This is a genomic window from Hyphomicrobium sp. 1Nfss2.1 (assembly GCF_965243865.1).
Taxonomy (GTDB): Bacteria; Pseudomonadota; Alphaproteobacteria; order Rhizobiales; family Hyphomicrobiaceae; genus Hyphomicrobium_A.
The window spans coordinates 3,605,298-3,626,560 of sequence record NZ_OZ251603.1 but is presented as its reverse complement, the minus strand read 5'-3'; the positions used below and the strand labels follow the sequence as shown (position 1 = coordinate 3,626,560).

Annotated in this window: 22 protein-coding genes; 10 read left to right on the top strand and 12 right to left on the bottom strand. The window is 62.8% G+C overall.

The genetic code is table 11. The features are described 5' to 3' along the window. Positions 1-11: 11 nt before the first annotated feature. Entirely contained in the window at positions 12-1,010 is a 999-nt protein-coding gene (locus ACP15D_RS17725) for a hypothetical protein (RefSeq protein WP_424958741.1), read from the bottom strand. Positions 1,011-1,238: 228 nt separating this feature from the next. Here ACP15D_RS17725 and ACP15D_RS17720 point away from each other — a divergent pair, with 228 nt between their 5' ends. After that, entirely contained in the window at positions 1,239-1,751 is a 513-nt protein-coding gene (locus ACP15D_RS17720) for a hypothetical protein (RefSeq protein WP_424958740.1), read from the top strand. A gap of 27 nt (positions 1,752-1,778) precedes the next feature. Here ACP15D_RS17720 and ACP15D_RS17715 read toward each other — a convergent pair whose 3' ends face one another. Beyond that, positions 1,779-2,906 (bottom strand): zinc-binding metallopeptidase family protein, encoded by a 1,128-nt coding sequence (locus ACP15D_RS17715; RefSeq protein ID WP_424958739.1) that lies wholly within the window; start codon positions 2,904-2,906, stop codon positions 1,779-1,781. Positions 2,907-3,325: 419 nt separating this feature from the next. Between ACP15D_RS17715 and ACP15D_RS17710 the strand changes: the two genes are divergently transcribed. Continuing rightward, positions 3,326-3,613 carry a hypothetical protein gene (locus tag ACP15D_RS17710; protein WP_424958738.1) on the top strand — a complete coding sequence of 96 codons (288 nt, stop codon included), beginning with the start codon at positions 3,326-3,328 and terminating at the stop codon, positions 3,611-3,613. 33 nt (positions 3,614-3,646) lie between these two features. Further along, entirely contained in the window at positions 3,647-4,102 is a 456-nt protein-coding gene (locus tag ACP15D_RS17705) for an FKBP-type peptidyl-prolyl cis-trans isomerase (RefSeq protein WP_424958737.1), read from the top strand. A gap of 172 nt (positions 4,103-4,274) precedes the next feature. Here the strand turns inward: ACP15D_RS17705 and ACP15D_RS17700 are convergent, their stop codons facing one another. Both ACP15D_RS17700 and ACP15D_RS17695 read right to left on the bottom strand, forming a co-directional pair. Beyond that, positions 4,275-4,568: a hypothetical protein gene (locus ACP15D_RS17700; protein WP_424958736.1), complete on the bottom strand. Its 294-nt coding sequence runs from the start codon at positions 4,566-4,568 to the stop codon at positions 4,275-4,277. A gap of 145 nt (positions 4,569-4,713) precedes the next feature. Then, positions 4,714-5,340, bottom strand: a complete 627-nt coding sequence (locus tag ACP15D_RS17695; protein ID WP_424958735.1) for a hypothetical protein — start codon at positions 5,338-5,340, stop codon at positions 4,714-4,716. Between the two features lie 277 nt (positions 5,341-5,617). Between ACP15D_RS17695 and ACP15D_RS17690 the strand changes: the two genes are divergently transcribed. The 5 genes from ACP15D_RS17690 to ACP15D_RS17670 all read left to right on the top strand — a co-directional run bounded on the left by ACP15D_RS17690 (position 5,618) and on the right by ACP15D_RS17670 (position 10,576). Beyond that, the gene (locus ACP15D_RS17690; RefSeq protein WP_424958734.1) at positions 5,618-6,028 is read left to right on the top strand and encodes a nuclear transport factor 2 family protein; all 411 of its coding nucleotides are present in this window, start codon (positions 5,618-5,620) and stop codon (positions 6,026-6,028) included. A gap of 217 nt (positions 6,029-6,245) precedes the next feature. Beyond that, positions 6,246-8,414 carry a methylmalonyl-CoA mutase gene (gene scpA, locus ACP15D_RS17685; RefSeq protein ID WP_424958733.1) on the top strand — a complete coding sequence of 723 codons (2,169 nt, stop codon included), beginning with the start codon at positions 6,246-6,248 and terminating at the stop codon, positions 8,412-8,414. Positions 8,415-8,546: 132 nt separating this feature from the next. Next, complete coding sequence (locus ACP15D_RS17680) at positions 8,547-8,801, top strand: hypothetical protein (protein ID WP_424958732.1); 255 nt, start codon at positions 8,547-8,549, stop codon at positions 8,799-8,801. Between the two features lie 128 nt (positions 8,802-8,929). After that, positions 8,930-9,463 carry a hypothetical protein gene (locus ACP15D_RS17675; RefSeq protein ID WP_424958731.1) on the top strand — a complete coding sequence of 178 codons (534 nt, stop codon included), beginning with the start codon at positions 8,930-8,932 and terminating at the stop codon, positions 9,461-9,463. 141 nt (positions 9,464-9,604) lie between these two features. Then, positions 9,605-10,576 carry a magnesium transporter CorA family protein gene (locus ACP15D_RS17670; protein ID WP_424958730.1) on the top strand — a complete coding sequence of 324 codons (972 nt, stop codon included), beginning with the start codon at positions 9,605-9,607 and terminating at the stop codon, positions 10,574-10,576. 104 nt (positions 10,577-10,680) lie between these two features. Here the strand turns inward: ACP15D_RS17670 and chrA are convergent, their stop codons facing one another. Then, positions 10,681-11,985 carry a chromate efflux transporter gene (gene chrA, locus ACP15D_RS17665; protein WP_424958729.1) on the bottom strand — a complete coding sequence of 435 codons (1,305 nt, stop codon included), beginning with the start codon at positions 11,983-11,985 and terminating at the stop codon, positions 10,681-10,683. A 469-nt stretch (positions 11,986-12,454) separates the two neighbouring features. Here chrA and ACP15D_RS17660 point away from each other — a divergent pair, with 469 nt between their 5' ends. Further along, positions 12,455-13,177, top strand: coding sequence for a septal ring lytic transglycosylase RlpA family protein (locus tag ACP15D_RS17660; protein ID WP_424958728.1), 723 nt, complete (start codon positions 12,455-12,457; stop codon positions 13,175-13,177). Positions 13,178-13,256: 79 nt separating this feature from the next. Here ACP15D_RS17660 and ACP15D_RS17655 read toward each other — a convergent pair whose 3' ends face one another. Then, entirely contained in the window at positions 13,257-13,463 is a 207-nt protein-coding gene (locus tag ACP15D_RS17655) for a hypothetical protein (protein ID WP_424958727.1), read from the bottom strand. 275 nt (positions 13,464-13,738) lie between these two features. Here ACP15D_RS17655 and ACP15D_RS17650 point away from each other — a divergent pair, with 275 nt between their 5' ends. Next, positions 13,739-14,458: a helix-turn-helix transcriptional regulator gene (locus ACP15D_RS17650; protein ID WP_424958726.1), complete on the top strand. Its 720-nt coding sequence runs from the start codon at positions 13,739-13,741 to the stop codon at positions 14,456-14,458. Between the two features lie 128 nt (positions 14,459-14,586). Here the strand turns inward: ACP15D_RS17650 and ACP15D_RS17645 are convergent, their stop codons facing one another. From ACP15D_RS17645 to ACP15D_RS17620, 6 genes are all read right to left on the bottom strand, one after another. After that, entirely contained in the window at positions 14,587-15,873 is a 1,287-nt protein-coding gene (locus tag ACP15D_RS17645; RefSeq protein ID WP_424958725.1) for an MFS transporter, read from the bottom strand. A gap of 177 nt (positions 15,874-16,050) precedes the next feature. Beyond that, positions 16,051-17,157: a molybdenum ABC transporter ATP-binding protein gene (modC, locus tag ACP15D_RS17640; protein WP_424958724.1), complete on the bottom strand. Its 1,107-nt coding sequence runs from the start codon at positions 17,155-17,157 to the stop codon at positions 16,051-16,053. Continuing rightward, complete coding sequence (modB, locus tag ACP15D_RS17635; protein ID WP_424958723.1) at positions 17,154-17,837, bottom strand: molybdate ABC transporter permease subunit; 684 nt, start codon at positions 17,835-17,837, stop codon at positions 17,154-17,156. The genes modC and modB overlap by 4 nt, the downstream gene beginning before the upstream one ends. Before the next feature lie 20 nt (positions 17,838-17,857). After that, entirely contained in the window at positions 17,858-18,676 is an 819-nt protein-coding gene (gene modA, locus ACP15D_RS17630; RefSeq protein WP_424958722.1) for a molybdate ABC transporter substrate-binding protein, read from the bottom strand. 196 nt (positions 18,677-18,872) lie between these two features. Next, positions 18,873-19,952 carry a patatin-like phospholipase family protein gene (locus tag ACP15D_RS17625; RefSeq protein ID WP_424958721.1) on the bottom strand — a complete coding sequence of 360 codons (1,080 nt, stop codon included), beginning with the start codon at positions 19,950-19,952 and terminating at the stop codon, positions 18,873-18,875. 322 nt (positions 19,953-20,274) lie between these two features. Further along, complete coding sequence (locus ACP15D_RS17620; RefSeq protein ID WP_424958720.1) at positions 20,275-21,213, bottom strand: metallophosphoesterase family protein; 939 nt, start codon at positions 21,211-21,213, stop codon at positions 20,275-20,277. Between the last annotated feature and the right edge of the window lie 50 nt (positions 21,214-21,263).

Genomic DNA, 21,263 nt, shown 5'->3' with positions numbered 1-21,263 from the left:
AGGCGCGGCGGCTATCGGGGAGCCGCGGCGAGATTGGCGAGCGACGACGGTACGGTCGTGATGTCGTACTTGCGATCGAGCGTTGCTTGATCGGACGACTTGCGGCGCAACGAATAGAGAAACTCGTCGACGAACGGACGGGAGACGCCGATCGGCCCGGAGCCTGCTGCATTCGCCTGTGCCTGCATCGTGTCGAGACCAGCCGACAGATGCTCCATGCATGTGATGCGCGAGAAGATCATGTCCTTGATGTCGCTGCGCGGGCGGCAGGCTTGGCCGTAGCCGTTGGAGACCTTCGCTCCAGCCTTGGCGGGGAAGTAGAGCTGTTCCTTGCGGCCGCCGCGCTTCTTCACGCGCTGATGCTGGCTGCCCCAGAAGCAGATCATGTCCCGGCCATCGACCTGGCGCTGACCGAGATACACGACCTGATGGCCGCTTTCCGATGCGCCGACATTGTCGTTCCAGAACATTTTCAGGAAGTCGCCAGTGCGTGCGTAGGCGAGCTTGTCGTCGCGGAAGCTCATGCCGACGCCGGTGTGCTTGAAGAGAGCGGCAGCGCCCGCGCCATTTGAATTGAAGATCCCGAACAGGCCCTGGCCGTCGACCAGTTGCGTGCCATCGGCGGCGCGCTGCCTGGCGTCCAGCGTGCGCAGCTGATCTGGCGTCAGATTGATCCGGCCATCGTTCTGCAGCGTCGCGACAAGGTGAGCGAACAGCGCGTAAGTCGCGCTGGTGCAGTGTGAAGGATGACCGTCGTAGACGCGCAGCTCCCAGCGACCGTTGCCGACGTTGTGCGCTTGCAGCGTCGGGGCCACGAAATCGGAGCCAATACTGTAGCCGCCGCCCGTAGGCAGTCCGGCAATGATGTCGAGGACCATCGCGTTGTAGTCGACGCCAGCGCAACGACGCGCGCTGTAGGGTCCGGCGTTGGCGATGCCGGCGCATGACACAAGCGCGACGGCTGTAGCCAGTGCGCGTACGATGCGCACGACCGGAAATCTGGTCCCCATACTGATCTTCCCCCGAGAAATGATCTGTTAACCCCGCTATTGCACCCCTGCTCGCGGCAGATTAACGGCGCTTTCCCGTGGCGAGTCGTCTCGCATTTGCTCAGATGGAGTTTGGCGCGATCAGTGTGGCCCTAATGCTTCATGAGTAGCGGCGAAAGGCCCGTAAATTGGGGCATGACACGACCGCGAGCCATGGCCGCAATGCTTCGACGATTGATGAAACGCTGGGTGAGAAGCGAAAAATCGCCGCGCGAATTGTTCGTGCACGAGGACGATTGGGGCCAGATTGAGGTGCTTCCGGCCCCTTGCCGCGCTTGGTGCGAAGCAGAATTTGCGCGCATCGGAGATTTTGCGACGGCGCATGCGGCGGGCGGCGATAGCGGCTGGACGGATATTTACGTGCGCGCAGAAGCGCCGATGACGCTGGCTTCGCTGCGCCTGCCTTTTGCTGACACCATTACGGCATTGGCGGCGCGGCTTCAGGCTTTCGACATCGTCTCGAGCGGCACGTTCTCCGCGCCAGAGCCAGTGGCGCGCGTTGCGGCGTTCGGCCCGGAGGGGGGCGTCGGTGTCGTCGTCGTGCCAGATGCAAGCGGCGTCATCGTCGATGCGATGACGCTGTTGCTCAACGGAAGCGATGCCTCGTGTCGCGAGGTCGCGCGTGCAGTGCTGAGCATCGCCTCGACGGAACCGCTAATGATCGTCGACTGGAGCCGGCTCACGCTGTCATTCGACGCGTGAGCCTGTTCCGTGTTGTGCGTCGCCTGGTCAGGCGGCGCCGATGAGGCGCTTGACGCCTAGCCATCCGCTTCGCTGCGGCGTAGTCCGTGGTTCGTCCAGCTTTTCGGGCTTTGCCAGCGATCCGTGAATGAGGTCGTGCACGTACTGCAGCTTGGCGATCGCGGGCTCGGAGATGATGAACGGGTAGAGATCAGGCTGCCCCATGCTGCGATTGAGGCTGTTGACCGCGAAGGTGATCGGCAGCCACGCCCCCATCAGCGCGGTGACATTCGCTGCGCGATAGGGATTGTGATCGACAGTCGCGCTCGGCGCTTCCTCGATGCGCGGATTTACCGACAGATGGAACGCGTACGCCATCTCGAGCGTGTCGACGATGTGCAGATAGTGCGCCCAGGTTTCGGCGAAGTCCTCCCAGGGGTGCATCGTCGCGTATGCGGAGACGAAGTTGAGCTGCCAGTTCGGCGCCGGGCCGTTGTCGTAATAGTGCTGAAGCGCGGCACCGTAGTCGGCGGTCTCGTCGCCGAAGACGGCGCGGAAGCTCTCCAACTCGCCGCCATCGCGCACCAGCCGATCCCAATAGAAGTGCCCGACCTCGTGGCGGAAGTGGCCGAGCAAGGTGCGATAGGGCTCATGCAGAAAGTTGCGCGTTTCCTCGCGGGCTACGTCGTCGGCCTCACGCAACGAAATGGTGATGATGCCGTCGTCGTGGCCGGTCATGATCTGCTGCTGGGGCGCATCGGCAAGAAAGTCAAATACGAGGGGCGTCTGCTCGCCGCTCGCTTGCGAGGGCATCGGCAGCTTGAGCTTAATGAGCGAGTATACCAGGCGGCGCTTGGCCTCTTCGATGCGTTTCCACAAGGCGTGCCGCGAAGGATCTGAAATATCCGGGATGGTGCGGTTGTGCTGGCAGGCGCGGCAGTGCGTTGCGCCGCTGTCGGTACGCACGAGCCAGTTGCAGGCGTGAAGCTCCCAGTTGGCGCAGAAGCGGTATCGCTTGCCGGGATCGACGAGAGCGACCCATTTGTCCCCGTCCGGCTTTACCGCGGTCATGACTTCGAGCTCGGGAATGTAGCCGGTGTTATGCTGACAGCGCTCGCAGCGCGTGTTTTCGAAGTACAGCGGATTGCCGCAGTTCTGGCAGGCGAACAGCTTCATGTGGGCTCCGCTGGGGTTTTGGCGCATTTCAAAACGCCCTGAGCCTACGCGTCCTCAGTGCGCGGCATATAAATCTCCGGCAGCGAATTTGGTTCTCAGGCGAAAGAATAAAATCGAAGATTGCCCACTACTTCGGCACGGGTGGCAGTTGTCCCACGACGGGTGTTCAAGGTCACCAGCGCTGCGCGGGCGATGTCCAACCCATTTCTTTCAGACAAGTGAGATCGGAAAAGTCCGGCGTGCGGGGCAGCCCTTTGATGCAGCACAAGGCGACGGACCGGCCCGGCTGTCTAATGTCCTTGAACGGAGCTGATTACCGAGATGCGTGCGTTCGGGCCGGTCTTGGTGCGACGCTTTGTCTTGCCTCGCGTGCAACGTGCGCATACGGTGAATGCAAAGGAAACGCCATGGGGGATGCCATGATGTCAGAAACATGCACCCGTGAAATCTCCAAAGCCGACGTGGAGCAATTTCTGTTCGGCAAGCACATTACCGCCTGCCCTGCTTGCGGCAGGTTCCGGTCGCAGTGCGATCTCGACGTGCAGTCGATCACCTGCCAGCGGTCGCCGGCTGCGGCGACAAGCCTGCCGACAGGTGCGGCTCCAGTGGACGTGTTGATGGTGGTCTGCCAGAACTGCGGGGCCATTCAGTTCCACGACCGCACGGTCGTCGCTAAGTGGCTGGACTGCCAGCGCCGCGCGAAGTAACTGCGGGCGTCAGGAAATCATCGGAGGAAACGTATGGCCGCTCTATCGCGTCGAGGCGCCGCTGTGGCCCTCGCGCTCATTGCCCTGCTCGGCGTCTCGATGACCGCCGTCTCCACTCCCACGCTTGCACAAGGAGCCCCCACCGTGACGGATTCCGGACTGATCCTCGCCGATAGCAAGGTCGGCACCGGCACCGAAGCAAAGGCCGGCAAGCTGTGCGTCATGCACTACACCGGCTGGCTGTATAACAACGGCACGAAGGGGACGAAGTTCGACTCCTCCGTTGACCGGGGCGAGCCATTCTCGTTCCGTCTCGGCGAGGGCCAGGTGATCAAAGGCTGGGACGAGGGCGTTGCCGGCATGAAGGTCGGCGGCAAGCGCACGCTGATCATCCCGGCGGCTCTCGGCTATGGCGCGCGTGGTGCCGGCGGTGTCATCCCGCCGAACGCGACGCTGATGTTCGACGTCGAGCTGCTCGACGTGAAGTAAGCGGCCGCGGTTTCTGAATCAAACGGACGCCGTCCCGCAGATCGCGGGGCGGCGTTTTTGTTGCGGCAAGGCAGACCTCCGCATCTGGCGTTGGACCCCGCAAATGCGCGAAGGCACGGCCCAATGAGCCGTGCTGCAAGAATTTCGTCGACGTAAGGAAGCGGAGGCGCTGCTACTTCAGCGGGACCTGCTCGCAGTTGTCCTCGCAGCCGATCGGGTAGCCCCAGGCGGGGTAGTACGGCGGCTGGATGTAGTAGGGCCGCGGCTGGCGCATTTCGGCGGCCGGGCGCCAGTCTCCCGAGTTGTAGTGGGGATAGTAGCGCGGCTGCTCGTAAACGTAGGGATAGCGATCCGGCGCGTCAGGGTCTCTGTCGCGACCGAACCAGCCCGCGCTTGCAGGCGCGGTGGCATAGAGGCCCGCCGTGAGAGCTAGACCGAGAATGGCTGACGCTGTCTTCAATCGCATGTGGCACCCCTGAATCACTCAAGGTTAGGCGATTCACGTCAAGTCGCACAATGACCGGGGGGCCGCACCCCCGCAGGAAAATAACGCCATGAAAGACCTCGATTTTGCCGAGCGTCGGGGCGCCCCCCGCCCATTTGCTTGCTACCTAGAGGATGATGAGGGCCGCCAAGATCGCCGCGGCAGCGAATATGACGACTGGCTCGGTGAGATTGGCGAGGGCGCCGGCATAGAGCGCGGAGTGGGTAAGTCCGGCCCGCTCGATGGTCAGAAGCGCACGGTCGCGCTCGTCTATCTCGGCCATGATGGCCTGGACCTCGGCGACAGTGCACGCCTCGGCGAAGTGCACACGAAGCGGGACGAAGACGTAGCGGGTGCCGCGGAGTGCAGCGTCGAGGTCAAAGCCTTGATCACAGGGTATGCCGCTGAAACGGCTGCGCGTCGCGGGGCTAGGAATGTACCGATGATGGGCGGTGACGAAGGCGCGGTATAGCTCGAGGAAGCCGGGCTTATCCGTGCGAGCGATATCGGCTGCAACGCGTTCGCAGCCGCCGTTCCACAAGGACGATTCGGGGTCCGACTCGCACGTCATGCGGACGGCGTAGCCGGATGGAATATCGAAGCGCCCCTGGCGATCGCTGGCCTCGACGGCGGCCCAGATCACGCCGCCGGCGATGACGGCGCCCAACAGCAAGCGCCAGTTGCGCTTTGCCTCGACGATCAGCGCCGTGCACTTTACCCAGAACCCGCTCGGGCCATTCTCATGTCCGGCCATCATTCCCCCAAAAACGAGCGCCTCCCCATCCCAGAGCGCGTTGCAGCTCGAGCCCCCCATACATGGGCATTCGCTCGACTTATGTCCTATATTAGATGTTTTTTAGTGGTCATCCTTCGACGAATAGGGCAGTAGAGGTCCAGCTGTATGCTGACGATCGGCTAACGATTGTCGCCATTTTTTATCTTCAATGCTCGTCGGCTACTCAGATGCCGATTTAAGCTACTTCGAGAGGGCGCTGCGACGCCCTGCATATCTCTGCGTCGCGACGGGTTCTATGGAAACGCCTGAGCTGCTGCATAATTTCTATCGACACTATCGTGAGCGGCGGCTTGCGGACGCGATTGCTTTTCTCGGCGACGACTTTCTGTTCAAGGCCTCCCTACCAGACGATCCGGTCGATTCCATACGTCCGCGCAGCCGGGCCGAATTCACGCTCATATGCCACAAGTTTTTGGATAACTTCGATATTCTCGTTTTCGAGCCAGGGCCATTCAGCTTCGACGGCGATGTTGCATCGGCGATAGCGCGCGGGTCCTTTCGTCATAAGCGCTCGGGCAAGATCCTCGACATGAAATTTCATCATTGGTGGCGTCTGGCGGACGGCAAGGTGATCGAGCTGCGACAGGAGCACGATTCCGACTTGCTCCAAGATTTCATCGAGAGCCTCGACGGCGGGGTCTCCTAGAGCCCGGGTCCGGCGGGTGGGGCCCTTCGGCCCGCGCCCTTTCGTGCTCTTGGACCCGCTGGCCACCAAGGCCCATTGGCCAGACGCCAGAAATTGCGCAAACTGAACCCACGAGGCGACGCTCCGCCCCGGCGCAAGCTGGTGCGTTTCTGCTATCTTCGTGCTAGCCAGCGGCAACGCGACGTAAGACCCAGCCAGAAAGGTTCAAGGCGAAGGAATGACAGGGCTTCCCGACTTCACGAAAATTGCCCTCGACAGCGGCTCAGCAGGTTCCGGGACGGCACCCGCCAGCGACGAGATCGCGTGGGAAACGCCTGAAGGGATCGGCATCAAGCCGGTCTACACCGCCGCCGATACCGCCGATCTCGACTTCCTCGGTACCTTCCCAGGTATTCCGCCGTACCTGCGCGGGCCTTACCCGGCCATGTACGCGCTGCAGCCGTGGACGGTGCGCCAGTACGCAGGCTTCTCGACTGCCGAAGATTCCAACGCGTTTTACCGGCGCAACATCCGCGCGGGCCAGAAGGGCCTTTCGGTCGCCTTCGACCTTGCAACCCACCGCGGCTATGACTCCGACCATCCGCGCGTGCGCGGCGATGTCGGCATGGCGGGCGTCGCGATCGATTCCATCTACGACATGCGCACGCTGTTCTCCGGCATCCCGCTGGAGCAGATGTCGGTTTCGATGACCATGAACGGGGCGGTGCTTCCGGTGCTGGCGCTCTTCATCGTCGCCGGTGAGGAACAGGGCGTGCCGCCGGAGAAGCTGTCCGGCACGATCCAGAACGATATCCTCAAAGAGTTCATGGTGCGGAACACCTATATCTATCCGCCCGACCCCTCGATGCGCATCATCTCGGATATCTTCGGCTACACATCGAAGCACATGCCGAAGTTCAACTCGATCTCGATCTCCGGCTATCACATGCAGGAGGCTGGTGCGACAGCCGATCTGGAGCTCGGCTATACGCTCGCCGACGGCATCGAGTATGCGCGCGCCGGCGTTGCGGCCGGTCTCGGCATCGACGCATTCGCGCCGCGCCTGTCATTCTTCTGGGCGATCGGCATGAACTTCTACATGGAGATCGCCAAGATGCGCGCTGCGCGTCTTCTCTGGGCGAAGCTCATCAAGGAAGAGTTCAATGCCAACGACCGCTCGCTCAGCCTGCGCACGCACAGCCAGACCTCCGGCTGGTCGCTGACGGCGCAGGACGTGTTCAACAACGTCACGCGCACGTGCGTCGAGGCCATGGCGGCGACGCAGGGGCATACGCAGTCACTGCACACCAACGCGCTGGACGAAGCCATCGCGCTGCCGACGGACTTCTCGGCACGCATTGCCCGCAACACGCAGCTGCTGTTGCAGCAAGAGACCGGCACGTGCCGCGTCATCGATCCGTGGGGCGGCAGCTATTACATCGAACGGCTCACCTATGAGCTGGCGCAGAAGGCGATGGCTCACATCGAAGAAGTCGAGCGGCTCGGCGGCATGGCCAAGGCAATCGCCGCCGGCATTCCGAAAATGCGCATCGAGGAGGCCGCCGCACGCACGCAGGCGCGCATCGACAGCGGCAAGCAGACTATCGTCGGCGTGAACAAGTATCGCGTCAGCGACGAAGCGCAGATCGACATCTTGAAGGTCGACAACAAGAGTGTGCGCGAGCAGCAGATCGCCAAGCTGCAGCGTCTGCGCGCGGAGCGTAACGAGAAGGAAGTGCAGGCGGCCCTGCAGGCGCTTACCGAAGGCGCCGCCGGCAACGCCAATCTGCTCGACCTCGCCGTGAAGGCGGCGCGCGCCAAAGCCAGTGTCGGTGAGATTTCCGACGCGATGGAAAAAGTGTTCGGCCGTCACCGCGCCGAGATCCGCGCCATTTCAGGCGTCTACCGGTCGGAGGCCGGAAGCATGAACGCAAACGTCGCCAAGGTTCTGCAGCTCGTCGAGACGTTCGACAAGAACGAGGGCCGGCGTCCGCGTATCCTGATTGCCAAGATGGGCCAGGACGGCCACGACCGCGGCCAGAAGGTGATCGCCTCGGCGTTTGCCGACCTCGGCTTCGACGTCGACATCGGACCGCTGTTCGCAACGCCCGACGAGGCCGCGCGGCAGGCGGTCGAGAACGATGTGCACATCATCGGCGTGTCATCGCTGGCGGCGGGGCATCTGACGCTGGTGCCGGACCTCAAGGCGGCCCTCGGCAAGGAAGGGCGCGACGACATCATGGTGGTCGTCGGCGGCGTCATCCCGCCGTCCGACTATCCGGCGCTGTTCGAAGCGGGCGCCGAGGCCGTTTTCGGTCCGGGCACCAACATTCCGGAAGCCGCGACGGACCTCATCAACAAGCTCAACGTGAAGCTCGGGCACGCAGGGCAGGCCGCGGCGGAGTAGGCTCCGCCGTCTCTGCTGGGCTTTGCGCAACAGTCCTTTAAGATGGCGAAGCGCAACCTCTGCTTGCCTTGAGCGTTCTGCCGGCAGAAGCTCAACGCGGCCTCGACATGCTGCAACCTGCTTGGAGGAATGATGAGCGAACCACTCGAAATCGGCCTCATGGTGTTCCTTGCCGAGGGCAAGGAGGGCATCGGCGCCGTGCGCGAGACATCGCCCGACCACATCATGGTCTACGTGGAAAACAACGGCGAGTTTCGTGTCCCAAGGTCTGCCATCCGTAGCATCCATGACGGAAAGGTGCTGCTCGATCCCAAGCAGGTGGACAAAGCGCTGCTGACGGCCGTCGGGCATGCGCACGACAGCGAGGATCCGCGGCTGGTCGGATAATGGGGAGGCCCAGCGCTGTTGTGCCAACGGGAACAGCGCCCGGAGAAGCCACCTGCAAATATTGGCTCCGATGACGGCTGGCCGCCACCTGATAGCGGTGGTGGGCGGCGCGATGCTCGGGGCCAGGCATGCCAACGACGTTGTTTTCCATTCTCGGATTGGTCTTTTCTGCGCTGTCGCTTTTCAGCGCGAGCTTTCTCGCCAACGTTGCCGCCGACATCGACAACCGGCGCGATGCCTATGCCGCGCTGGCGACACAGATCACCCGCAAACTGGCGGACGACTGGAAACTGTCGAGCATCGCCCCACACTATGCCGAAGAGGCATTGCGGGAATTGTCACCCGTACTCGATGCAGACGCTCCCGAGCTGCGGTCTCTGGGCCCCCTCGTCCGGGCTGAGAACATTCAGGTCGAGCCTCACTGGGCGCGCCCGCTCGGCACGCTATCGGCCGGCAAGCTGGCCGAACGACTAGCCGAGCTGATCAATAGATCGGTGGGCGTCCAGTTCGTGGGTAAGTTTGCTGGCGGTGAGGCCCGTGTGACGGCGGAATTGAAGCGCGAGGGTGGCCGCACGAAATTGTGGCGGCTGCGTATCGACGGCCTGCAAGCGCCTCCACCCCATCGGGGCCGTCCTGACCGGCGTGTCGTCAGCTACGCCTGACGGAGCCAACAGGCGGCGACGCATCTGTGACAGGGCACGTCAGCGAATCTGGAACCTCGCAAGCCGGTGGCTGTTGCGCGTGTCGTGCAAGCAGCGTAGGAAGCCGCGGAAAGAAGCCCCGTTGCGCCGGAGAATGCGCGCATGATGACCACGTACGAGTCGAACGGGCGGGTGCTGACCACCCATGAGCCGGGCGTCCCGCTAACCGGCAATTGCGTCTGGATCGACCTGTTGCAGCCGACGGCTGACGAAGACAGTTTTGTCGAAAAAGAGCTTTCGATCGATATTCCAACTCGCGCCGAAATGCGGGAGATCGAACCGTCGAACCGCTTCTATCAGGAACGCGGCGCGTACTTCATGACGGCGTCGATCGTCTATGACATCGAGGCGCAGGTTCCGAAGACGACGCCAGTCACATTCATCCTGGCGGGCGACCGGCTGGTGACGGTGCGCTATGCCGAGCCGAAAGCCTTCCCCCTCTACCTGCAGCGCGTGGAAAAGGGCGATGCCCCGTGCACGACGGGCGCGACGATCATGGTGGGACTGCTCGATTCCATCGTGCATCGCATGGCCGATCTCATCGAGCGGATCCAGGACGAGGTGGAGCGGCTGGCGCAGTCGGTGTTCGATCTGCGCGGGGGCAAGCATACGCGTGATCGACGGCTCGACGTGATGCTGCGACGGATCGGCAAGTGCGGTGACATTACAGCGCGCGCAGAGGACAGCGCCACGTCCGTCAGCCGTCTGCTGCACTATCTCATGCAGGCAACGAAGGACCGCGGCGATGATCCGCGCACGCGGCAGCGCATCAAAGGTGCGCAGCGCGACATCGCTTCGCTGATGGAGCATACGAAATACCTGTCGCAGCGCATCGGCTTCATTCTCGATGCCACGCTCGGCATGATCAACATCGAGCAGAACCAGATCATCAAGCTGTTCTCGGTGATGGCGGTGGTGTTGCTGCCGCCGACACTGGTGGCTTCAGTGTACGGCATGAACTTCAAGCACATGCCCGAGTTGGACTGGCCGCTCGGATATCCAATGGCGCTTGCGCTGATGGCCGTCGCGGCGATCGGGCCGATCATCTATTTCCGGCGCAAGGGCTGGCTGTAGGCGCTAGAGCGCGATCGCTTTTCTTCGAATCGCGATGCCGCTCTAGCCTTTTGATGAGACCGATGATTCACGCTTCGGACTGATAGGGTCCGAAGCGATCATGGTCAGGTGAGCGAGAGCCAGATTAGCGCTGCGCCGGCGCAGACGGCGAGCGTCTCGACGATGCCGCGACGCAACCCGAAAATGAGCGCGACGGCGAGCGCCGACAGGGCCAGCGCGACGGGATCGAGGGCCGAAGGCTGCGGCACGAAGAGGCGCAGTGGCCCGACGTGCACCTCGTCGATGCGCGTGAACAGCACGTGGAGCGCAAACCACAGGGAAAGATTGGCGATGACGCCGACGACTGCGGCCGTCACCATCCGGAGGGCCGAAGCAAGGCGCGGCGAATGCGTCAGCCGCTCGACGTAGGGCGCACCCACGAAGATGCACATGAAGCTTGGTGCAAAGGTCGCCCACAAGGTCACAAGCGCACCGGCGATGCCGAGTGCGATGCCGCCTGCGCGCAACGCTGCGATGTAGCCGACGAACTCGGTGACGAGGATGAGCGGGCCGTTGGTGGTCTCGGCGAGACCGAGCCCGTCGAGCATCTCCCCCGCGGTGAGCCAGCCGTATCCACTGACAACCGCCTGCGCCATGTAGGCGAGGATGGCGTAAGCGCCACCGAAGGTGACGACGGCGAGCTTGGAGAAAAACCACGCAAGCTGCGAGAGCACGTGATCGGCGCCAAATGCGACTGCGACGAGCAGCAACGGCACGATCCATATGGCGAGCCAAAGCAGCAACGTCCTTGCCGTCTGTGCCGCGCTGACGGAAGGCAGTGGTGCAACGGTCTCTGGAGGTGCGCTGCCCGCCACGAAATAGCCTGCCGCGGCGGCGCCCGCGATGACGAGCGGGAATGGCAGGTTGAAAAAGAAGATGGCGATGAACGCCGCGGCGGCGACAAGCCAGTCGGTGCTTCCCTTGAGGGCGCGGTGTCCGACGCGGATGAGCGCCTGAAGGACGATGGCAAGCACGGCAGCTTTCACGCCGACGAACAGTGCGGCCATTGTCGGTGTATGTCCCAAGGCGCCGTAGAGGATGGAAAGCGCCAGGACGAGCGCTGCACCCGGTGCGATGAACAACAGGCCTGCGGCGAGGCCGCCGCGCACGCCATGCAAGCGCCAGCCGGCGTAGGTCGCGAGCTGCATTGCCTCAGGGCCGGGCAACAGCATGCAGAAGCTCAGCGCGGAGAGAAAGCGCCGCTCATCGAGCCAGCGATGCTCGTCGACGAGTTCACGATGCATCAGCGCGATTTGCGCCGCCGGACCGCCGAAGGACAGCAAGCCGATTTTGCCGAAAACAGCGACAAGGTTGCGGAACGATGGCGGACCGGACGGTGGCAGATCGGCTTGATCCGGACGCGCGTGCATGCGTTGCCTCCAAAGGCGATGGAGACGGCGCTCCGATTGTGTCACGAGTGGCAACGCGTCATACCGCGCGGAGAAAATTACGCGCGGTGCGTGCAAGCGGCAACGTCAGTCGATGCAAACGCGCCTCAGCCTGCGGCGCGCGGTCGCGGCTCGATGACACTGCGCAGCAGCTAACTCCTTTCAGCATCAGCATTCCTTAAAATGTTGCGAAACTGTCTCTCAAATTGAAGCATTGACCGCCACAATTAGCGATGGTCGGTAGCGCGCACCAGAACGGGGGGACACCCCAAGACATCGCGAGGGCGGCTGAACGGGTTCTGGTGTTCGGCTCCGGACGGTCACACAGAAGCAGTTCCACCCACCAAAAGCAGCGCCACTGAAAAGAGCGCCTCCAGCGGGTCCTGATGCGACGCGCTGGTCTCAGGAACGCATTTGTCCCGAGCCCGCCGCCTGCAAGAGGAGTAGAAGAATGCGGACGATTGTTATTTCCGCGCTAAGCATCGCCACGCTCGGTTTCGTGGCAGCCGCGCCGGCCAACGCCGAAAACGCGCCGTGGGAGTGCATGAGCCCGGCGTTTGCCTGCGGCGGTGCGCCGACCGCGAAGACGTATCGCTCTTACGAATACACCGGCGAGCGCAAGCATCACCGCCACGCCAGCACGAAGCCCAAGTCGCCGCGCGTCGCCAAGCTGGACGAGGGGAAGGCGAAGCCTGCGAAGAAGCACAGCGAAGCCAAGGTCGTGCTGCCTGAGAAGAAGCAGCAGGCCGCTGTCGAGGCTCCGAAGCCCGAGAAGAAGCAGCAGCAGGCTTCCATCGCCAAGGACAGTGCCAAGCCGCGCGTGTCGGAGAAGAATGCCGAGATCGCCGTCCGCAAGGTCGAGATCGAGAAGACCGGGCGCGTGACGTCCACGCAGAGCGGCATGGCATCCTACTACTGGCAGGGCCAGATGACCGCGTCTGGCGCACGCTTCAACCCGGGCGCCATGACGGCTGCACATCGCACGCTTCCGTTCGGCACCAAGGTGCGCGTCACCAACAAGCGCAACGGCAAGTCCGTGGTCGTGACGATCAATGACCGTGGTCCGTTCATTCGCGGCCGTATCATCGATCTGTCGAGCGCCGCTGCCGGCGTGATCGGCATGAAGTCGGCCGGCGTTGCCCCGGTGACTGTCGAGCGCATGGCCAAGAACTAACGCGCTTCGACGAAGGCGAACGACGGGCGGCTGGTGGATCTCACCAGTCGCCCTTTTTTTGTTGGAAAGGCCGAACCTGTCAGCCGATGATGAGGCTCTGCAGGGTCGTGGCAAAATTCGGGATCAGGCTTGCGAGGTCGAGCTCGGGCACGCTGATCGCCAGCATGGCTGCGACGACGACCGCTGCACCTCCCAAGGCGACACAGACCGCCGCGCACGGGCTGGCGAGATGCTTCAGGTCGCTCTCGATGGAATGGCTCTCGATAGCAGAGACCGGGGCCTTCATGACGTTGAGCTCCTATGGCAACGACGCGCCCAACGCGCGCCGATACGAAACCACTTCGACACTGCCCTCACCCCATCGGAAAGACGAGGTGCCCAACCCCCAACATCAGGGAAACGCAGCTAGCGCGTGGTTCCGTTTGCCCAGGACAGAGAATTGCCGGTAAATTCCGGCAAATTCAGTTCGCAACGGCGACCAATCCGAGGCAGAGCCCGTCCATGAAGGTCAATGCTCCCAGATCTGTGCGCGATTCAGCTCTCGCGCAGATCAAGACCGCCATGATCGAAAAAAAGCTTACGCAGGCGCAACTTGCGGACGCGGCGGACTGTCATGAGAAGACCATCCAGAACCTGCTCAGTGGGCGCTCGGTGCGCGACCAGACACTGTTCGACGTGTGCATGGTGCTGGGCCTCGACTTCGACAAGCTGAGGGACAGCTGGAACGGGCCAGGCGCGGTCAGCGTCTCGGGGCCAGCCGAGTTGCAGGGGGAGAACGGCAGCGAGGTGGCGCCGCTCTACATGGGCGCCTATACGCGAGCGGCGGTCGATCATTACGTCGGCAGCTACGTGACGTTGCGGTCATCGTTTTCGCGACCGGACTGCATCGTCGCCTATCGCACCGACATAACCTGGGACCCGGAGTGGCCGAGCCTGCTGTTTCAGGAGCGCGACCGGCCGGATGCGCCATATTCGCACCGCGGGCGGCTCTACGTGCCGTCGTCGTCGATGTTCATCCACCTCGTGTCGCTCACCAAAGGCGCGATGCGGATGATCGTCGTCTCGCAGGTGGATCGCTTCGGTGAGATGCGCGGCATCATCACGACCATTCACAAGCATGGCGCCATGCTGGTGCCGGTGGCGACGCCGATCGTGTACGCCAAGCGCGACAGCTTCGACGGCAACCTCGGTGACATCACGCCGGCGCACGCCAGCTATGACGCTTACAAGAAGCTGATCGACGAGACGATGGCGCAGGGTTATGCGCGTCTCGTGAGCTGATGGTGCCCAACGGGGAGAGGCTAAGTGATTTGCCGGTGTCGGAACTTAACCTCTCTCTGGAGGGAGAGGTTAAGCGCGATCGACAGATCGTGGCCGGGTGAGGGGTTTCCGGCTAGCTTTGAAAGGCGCTAAGTCGCGTTGCCGGCATCGCCGGATGTCTTTGGCATCGGCTCGCCCTCTGGCTCTTGCTCAGGCTCACTGCTGACTGCGGCCGGCTCGATCGAGAGCACGGTCTGAGCCGCGATGGCGGATTCGCTAAACGTGACGCGATGCTCGGGCTCGGGCGACATTCGCTGGGCCATGCGCCAAAGAACATAGCCGATCAGCACGACGTGAACGGATGCGGTGAAGAAGAACAGCGATGGCGCGCCGGCAACTTCGCGGCTGACTGAGGCGAGCAACGGGCCGATGGCCGCTCCGGCGCTGTAGACGAGCAGCAAGCCGCTCGACACCTCTACGGCGTCGGATGCATCCGCGAAGTCGTTGGCGTGGGCGACGGCCAGGGTATAGAGCGGAAAGGCACCGGCGCCGAATACCGCCCCGCCGATCACCATCAAAAGCTTGTCAGGCGTATCAACGATCATCAGAAGAGTGGCGGCGAGAGCCGCAATTGCTGCGGCGGCGACCATGACGACGCGTCGGTCCATACGGTCGGACAGACTGCCGAGAGGCCATTGCGCCAGCGCGCCGCCCAGCACGACAGCGCTCATAAACGCGGCGATTTCACTTATGCTGAAACCTTCGGTCTGCGCGAAGATCGGTCCAAGGGCCCAGAATGCGCCGTTCGCCAAGCCGACCGCGAAGCAGCCGGCGACGCCAACGGGTGAAATGCGAAACAGCTTGGCGATGCGCGGGTGCACGGATTCCGGCTGCTCGGGCGATGCGGAGCCGGTGAAGGCGATTGGCAGCGCCGAGAGCGATACGAGAATGGCGGCAAAGGCGAACAGCGTGAAAGATTGCGGGTCGGCGAGCACCAACATCATCTGGCCGACAGTAATGACGGTGAGGTTGATGGCGGTGTAGACCGAAAACACTGTGCCGCGCGTCTTGTTATTGGAACGCGCGTTAAGCCAGCTCTCGATGACGATGTAGAGAACCGCGAAGCAATAGCCGCTGGTGGCGCGGAATATCCACCAGGCGACAGGTTCCACGTAGAGCGCGTGCAGCAGCGCCACCACCGCTGCGAGCGATGTCATTGCAAGATAGGCGCGAATGTGACCGGACCGACGCACGAGCCGCGTGCCGTGCATGCAGCCAATCATGAAACCGAGAAAGTAAGCCGTGCCGAGCAGACCCAGGTCGACGCTGGAGAAGCCGGCCATATTGCCGCTTACGGGGAGGAGCGTGCCCTGAAGGCCAATGCCCATCAGCAGCAGTGAGACACTGAACAGCAGCGCTGCGATCGGTGCCAACATAGTTATCAGCAGATCGTCCGATTGCTGGGGATCTACTGCCGTTTCCGCAGACCTCTGCTGCACGAGCCCTCCTTTGTCTTCGCCTCGTTCGAGACATAACACATTCACTGCGCAATGGTTGCGCGGCGGCATGGCCTGCGCTGTGGCAGACGAGGAGCTCATATGGCTGCGAAAAATCTAGGAGAGCAATGCGACGCTCTTGATCTGCGCGTACACTTGCGAGCCTGGCTCCAGCATCAGTACATCGCGCGATTTGCGGGTAATACGCCCGACGATGCGCGCGCCGGAGCCATCTTCACCAACCGCTGCGACAAGATTGAGCTGAGGGTCGTCGCCATTGGGCGGTGCGATCGAGACGATGCGTACGGGCAGATAGTTGAGGACCGAGGTTTCAGGAACGGGGCCGCGAACGAAGGCAACATCGGACGCGCTGATGCGAATGCGGCAACGCTTGCCCAGCTTTCCACGCCGGCCGGGCACGACAAGGGTTCCGCCAGCGATATCGAGGCTCGTCAGAGCATAGTTCTCGTCGATCGCGCAGATGCGCGCTTCCAGCATGACGGCGGCTTCCGGCATGCGCAGGAGAGGCAGCGCCGGATCCGATTGCAGCTCCGACAGGGGACCAAGGGCTGCGACGCGTCCCTTTTCAAGCAGCACGAGCGTGTCGGCTAGGCGCTCGACCTCGCTCATGTCGTGGCTGACGTAGAAGATCGGAATGGAGAGGTTTTCGCGCAGCGCTTCGAGATAGGGAAGGATCTCCTCCTTGGTCAGCCGGTCCAGCGCGGCGAGCGGCTCGTCCATGAGAAGTACGCGCGGACGCGACAGCAAGGCTCGGCCGATAGCAACACGCTGCCGCTCGCCGCCGGAGAGGGCGCCGGGCGCGCGGCCGAGCAGATGGCCGACACCCAGCATCGCCACAGCGTCATCGAAACTGATCGGCGCGGGGCCATCTTCCTTGGCGCGCTTTGACCCGTACAGCAGGTTTTCGCGCACGGACAAATGCTGGAAGAGACTTGCCTCCTGGAAGACGTAGCCGATGCGGCGCTGGTGGGTCTTGAGGAAGGTGCCGCTGGCGTCGTCCTGCCAAAGCTCACCGTCGACGCGCAGCTTGCCCGAGAGGCGGTTGAGGCCGGCGATGCAGCGCAGGACCGTCGTCTTGCCGCAACCGGACGGACCGAAGAGGCCGGTGACGCCGTAACCGGGCGCGGTGAACGCCACGTCGATGTGGAAGTCCCCGAGCGGGCCGAAGAATTTTGCCTCGATGGCGGCTCTGTCGGCCTTCATTTGCCTACGCGCCCAAGCCGCTTTTCAAACAGCATCACGGAAAGGATCACCGCGAAGGAAAATACCAGCATGCCGCCGGCGAGAACGTGCGCCTGCGTCCATTGCAGCGTCTCTACGTAGTCGTAGATCGCGACCGACAGCACTTTTGTTTCGCCGGGAATATTGCCGCCGATCATGAGGACGACGCCGAACTCGCCCACCGTGTGCGCGAAGCCGAGGACTGCGCCGGTGAGAAATCCCGGGCGGGCGAGCGGCAGGGCGACGGACCAGAAGGCGTCCCAATCGGAGGCGCGCAGCGTGGCGGCGACCTCGAGCGGGCGATCGCCGAATGCTTCGAAGGCATTGCGGATCGGCTGGACCACGAACGGCATCGAGTAGATGACCGAGCCGATGACCAAGCCTTCAAACGTGAAGGCCAGCGAGCGCAAACCGAAAAGGCTGCCGATGGAGCCGCCGGGGCCGTTCGGTCCGAGCAGGAGAAGAAGATAGAAGCCGAGCACTGTGGGCGGCAGGACCAGCGGCAGGGCGACGACGGCAGCGACCGCTTCCTTCCACCGTGCGCGAGAGCGCGCGAGCCACCATGCGATGGGTGTGCCGACACACAGAAGAAGGATGGTTGTCAGCGTTGCGAGCTCGAGCGTGAGCTTGATCGGCGACCACAGGTGCTCGAATTCAGGCATCGCTGATCAATCCAGTCGGCTCACGGTGTCGGAGCCAGCTCCTTTTGCTTGGCGACCGATGCCACGACGCCGGTTCCATAGCCATATTTTTCCTTGACGGCGCTGGCCTCGGGCCCCTTGAGGAAGGCCAGGAAGGCCTTTGCCGCAGGGTTCTCCTCGCCGCGCCTCAGCAGTACAGCGTCCTGCGCGATGGGCGCGTAGAGATCATCGGGAACGACCCAGCGCGATCCCTCGTCCTTCCTGATGATCTGCGATAGGGCCACGAAGCCTACCTCGGCGGTTCCGGTGTCTACGAACTGATATGCTTGGGCGATGTTGTTACCCTGCACAATCTTAGGTGCCAGAGCATCGTAAACCCCGAGTTTCTTCATCACCTCGATGGCGGCGGCGCCGTAGGGCGCGGTGGCGGGGTTGGCGATCGAGATCTTGTCGAACTTGCCGGCTTTCAGCGTGTCCTCGCCCTTTACGAGATCCTTGCTCTTACTGAAGAGAACGACGCGGCCGGTGGCGTATGTGTACAGGCTGTCGGCGACCGCCAGTCCCTCGGCGATGGCTTTCTTGGGAGTCTTCTGGTCGGCGGAGAGAAAGACCTCGAACGGGGCTGCCTGTGTGATCTGTGTAAAGAGCTGGCCGGTGGCACCGAAGCTGAAGACCGCCTTGTCGCCGCTCGCCTTCTCGAACAACGCGCCGATCTCTTTTGCGGCCTCGGTGAAGTTGGCTGCGACAGCGACCTTCACCTCGGCAGCCGAGCCGGGCAGTGAAGTTGCCGTCAACGCCGCGAGCGCGACGAGGGCATACATCGCGGCATGCGCAAGCTTGGTCTGAAACGAACGCATCATAGTTGCGACTCTCGGAAGGGCTGGAGCGTAAGGCGGGCGAATGGCCGGAGACGTCGTGCCATGCATGCGCGCCCCTGATGCGGATCAGGGTGAGACGCTGAATTGTGTATGTCGACAGTAATACCCGACACGCGCGAACTCCGACTTTTCGCTTGGCATGTTAGCCATGCGTCCGCGTCATAGTCGAGCGCTATATTCAGTCCGTCACATCGGCCGCAGCACTTAGCTTCGCTTTAACGGAACCGCGTTTGCCGGCAGTTTCCGCGGAGGCATCGCCCTCGCGCTCAGGGTTGAGAAAGTGCTCCTTGAGGTCCACCGTCGAGCGGCGGCCGATGCTGGAGCGGTGGCGGCCGAGCCATTTTTCGGCTTCGTCGCGGCCTGCACCGAACAGCTGGCTCAGCAGCGACCAATCCGTCTTCATGGTGCTCTCGGGGCTCAGGGACGCGGTGTGCCGGCCCGCCTCGATGAGGTGGAAGCGATGCGTTGCCATTCGTGCATACGGGCCGCGCGGTCCGCCGAAGCGGCCCTGCTGGCATTCGCGCACCGTCTCGATCAACTCGATCTCGCGCACGAGCGGTGCGTTGAAGGCGAGGCGATTGACGTGCAGCCCTATCTCGCGCACGCCGGTCGGCAGCCCCTCGCGCACGAGCGGGCTGAGCTGGACGATGATCGTGTCCTCGACCGGGCTCTCCATGGCGAGCGTCTTGATGTCGGGGTTGGACGAGAAGCCGCCATCCCAATACGCGACACCATCGATCTCGACCGCATGGTGCAGCGTCGGCAAACAGGCCGAGGCGAGCACGGTGTCGACGGTTATCTCGTGACGACGAAAAATGCGCGCGCGTCCGTTGGAGACCTCGGTTGCGGCGATGAGCAGCTCGATGGGCGAAGAGGAGCGCAACTTTTCAAAGTCGATGCTGTCCGACAGCAGGCGACGCAGCGGATCAAAGCCCAGAGGATTGAACTCGTATGGCGACCACAGGCTCGCCATCTGCGCCATGTGCGGGGCGCGCGACAGCGAATAGAGAAATGGGTTGAGACGCATGAGATCGGGAACGCCAGCTTTGTGCACGGCTTCCCAAACACTGCGCAGCTTGTTGCGTGCGGATGTCTTGCCGCCTTCGCTCAGGCCCGATGCAACGGCGACGGCGTTCACCGCGCCGGCGCTTGTTGCGCTGACCCAATTGATCTCGAGCTCGTCGTCCTCGAGCAAACGATCGAGCACGCCCCAGGTGAATGCGCCGTGCGCACCGCCGCCCTGGAGCGCGAGATTCAATCGGATATTTCGCCGGAACAATCGCACCTGCATCCGCCCCGCCTGACACGGGGCGCTCCATCGCCTCTCACCCCGTAGCCGTATATAGTGTCACGATGAACGAGGAATGGGGAGAACCGCTCAATATGCACGTCAGCGTGCAAGCGTGACATTGGCGCCATAGATTTGGGCAAGACGCCGAGCGGGTAACTGTTATTGCGCACGCATTATGCAGCGACAGTCAAAGCGCGGCTTTTGCGGCAGAATTTGCACTTCTCCATGCGACAACAAAGCGCGCCGACGTCGTACTGAGAACGGCGCGATGCACGCGGCTGTGTCGAGATCAAGTCAACAGCTTGCGTTCGATTTGCACCACGGCGTTGCCACCCACTGCTATACCGCGCGTGGTGCACTCGATGTGCGGGCGTCCATCGATACGTCCAATGCGAAGCAAGTTGTAGCGGCCGAGCTGCTCGTGCTTGTGCGTGCGCACCGCCGATCCCGATGCGACACCGATGACAGGAATGCTAGCGCCGCCGATCTCTGGGAGACGCGCGAAGTCCATATGGCTGTCGGTGTGGTTGTGGCCATGCAGGACTAATTCAGCGCCGCGACGCGCGAGGATTTGCGACAGCGCTGCTGCATCGCGCAGAGCGCGGCGGGGCGGCGCCTGGCCGGGAAGCGGAGGATGGTGGATCAGCACGACGCGGATCATGCCTTCGGCTTCAAGCTTGGGCAGCAAGCTATCGAGTGCTGCGAGCTGACGTGCACCCAATTCACCGGCGGCAACGAATGGCGGGGTCTCGACGGCGGAGTTCAATCCGACGAGCGCGACAGGTCCGACGCGTCGCACGAACGGGAAGGCGAGCTGATGCTCGGGCGCCGAGGTGTACCTCGCGCCCCAGGCGTCATGGTGCATGTAGTCTGCCCAGCGCATCACACCCGGGTCGTCGCGCAGCGTGGTGTAAATGTCGTGGTTGCCGGGGATGACCGTCACGTCTCGCGGCGTGCCGACGCTGTGCAGCCAAGCGGCTGCCGTCTCATATTCGGCGGGCAAGCCTAGATTGATGAGGTCGCCCGTGACGGCGATGTGATCGGGCGCATTCGCCTTCATGTCGGCCATGATGACATCGAGCACGTCGCGATGATGCGTCTGCTGGCGCTTGCGCCGCCAATTGACGTAGCCAAGGCTGCGCTTGACGTTGAGGTGGCGCAGCGTCAGCCCGGCGACGGGCGAAAGATGCACATCCGACACGTGGGCGAGCGTTATCGTTTCAGTCATCGATCCATAGTCGTCGGCCAGTGTTAATCTGCGATTGGCAGAATAGCGCG

What these genes read in the sequence shown, in the direction of transcription:
- ACP15D_RS17725 (WP_424958741.1), bottom strand. Translation starts at nt 1,010, where the DNA reads ATGGGGACCAGATTTCCGGTCGTGCGCATCGTACGCGCACTGGCTACA.
- ACP15D_RS17715 (WP_424958739.1), bottom strand. Translation starts at nt 2,906, where the DNA reads ATGAAGCTGTTCGCCTGCCAGAACTGCGGCAATCCGCTGTACTTCGAA.
- ACP15D_RS17710 (WP_424958738.1), top strand. Translation starts at nt 3,326, where the DNA reads ATGATGTCAGAAACATGCACCCGTGAAATCTCCAAAGCCGACGTGGAG.
- ACP15D_RS17705 (WP_424958737.1), top strand. Translation starts at nt 3,647, where the DNA reads ATGGCCGCTCTATCGCGTCGAGGCGCCGCTGTGGCCCTCGCGCTCATT.
- ACP15D_RS17700 (WP_424958736.1), bottom strand. Translation starts at nt 4,568, where the DNA reads ATGCGATTGAAGACAGCGTCAGCCATTCTCGGTCTAGCTCTCACGGCG.
- ACP15D_RS17695 (WP_424958735.1), bottom strand. Translation starts at nt 5,340, where the DNA reads ATGGCCGGACATGAGAATGGCCCGAGCGGGTTCTGGGTAAAGTGCACG.
- ACP15D_RS17690 (WP_424958734.1), top strand. Translation starts at nt 5,618, where the DNA reads ATGGAAACGCCTGAGCTGCTGCATAATTTCTATCGACACTATCGTGAG.
- scpA (WP_424958733.1), top strand. Translation starts at nt 6,246, where the DNA reads ATGACAGGGCTTCCCGACTTCACGAAAATTGCCCTCGACAGCGGCTCA.
- ACP15D_RS17680 (WP_424958732.1), top strand. Translation starts at nt 8,547, where the DNA reads ATGAGCGAACCACTCGAAATCGGCCTCATGGTGTTCCTTGCCGAGGGC.
- ACP15D_RS17675 (WP_424958731.1), top strand. Translation starts at nt 8,930, where the DNA reads ATGCCAACGACGTTGTTTTCCATTCTCGGATTGGTCTTTTCTGCGCTG.
- ACP15D_RS17670 (WP_424958730.1), top strand. Translation starts at nt 9,605, where the DNA reads ATGATGACCACGTACGAGTCGAACGGGCGGGTGCTGACCACCCATGAG.
- chrA (WP_424958729.1), bottom strand. Translation starts at nt 11,985, where the DNA reads ATGCACGCGCGTCCGGATCAAGCCGATCTGCCACCGTCCGGTCCGCCA.
- ACP15D_RS17660 (WP_424958728.1), top strand. Translation starts at nt 12,455, where the DNA reads ATGCGGACGATTGTTATTTCCGCGCTAAGCATCGCCACGCTCGGTTTC.
- ACP15D_RS17655 (WP_424958727.1), bottom strand. Translation starts at nt 13,463, where the DNA reads ATGAAGGCCCCGGTCTCTGCTATCGAGAGCCATTCCATCGAGAGCGAC.
- ACP15D_RS17650 (WP_424958726.1), top strand. Translation starts at nt 13,739, where the DNA reads ATGATCGAAAAAAAGCTTACGCAGGCGCAACTTGCGGACGCGGCGGAC.
- ACP15D_RS17645 (WP_424958725.1), bottom strand. Translation starts at nt 15,873, where the DNA reads ATGTTGGCACCGATCGCAGCGCTGCTGTTCAGTGTCTCACTGCTGCTG.
- modC (WP_424958724.1), bottom strand. Translation starts at nt 17,157, where the DNA reads ATGAAGGCCGACAGAGCCGCCATCGAGGCAAAATTCTTCGGCCCGCTC.
- modB (WP_424958723.1), bottom strand. Translation starts at nt 17,837, where the DNA reads ATGCCTGAATTCGAGCACCTGTGGTCGCCGATCAAGCTCACGCTCGAG.
- modA (WP_424958722.1), bottom strand. Translation starts at nt 18,676, where the DNA reads ATGATGCGTTCGTTTCAGACCAAGCTTGCGCATGCCGCGATGTATGCC.
- ACP15D_RS17620 (WP_424958720.1), bottom strand. Translation starts at nt 21,213, where the DNA reads ATGACTGAAACGATAACGCTCGCCCACGTGTCGGATGTGCATCTTTCG.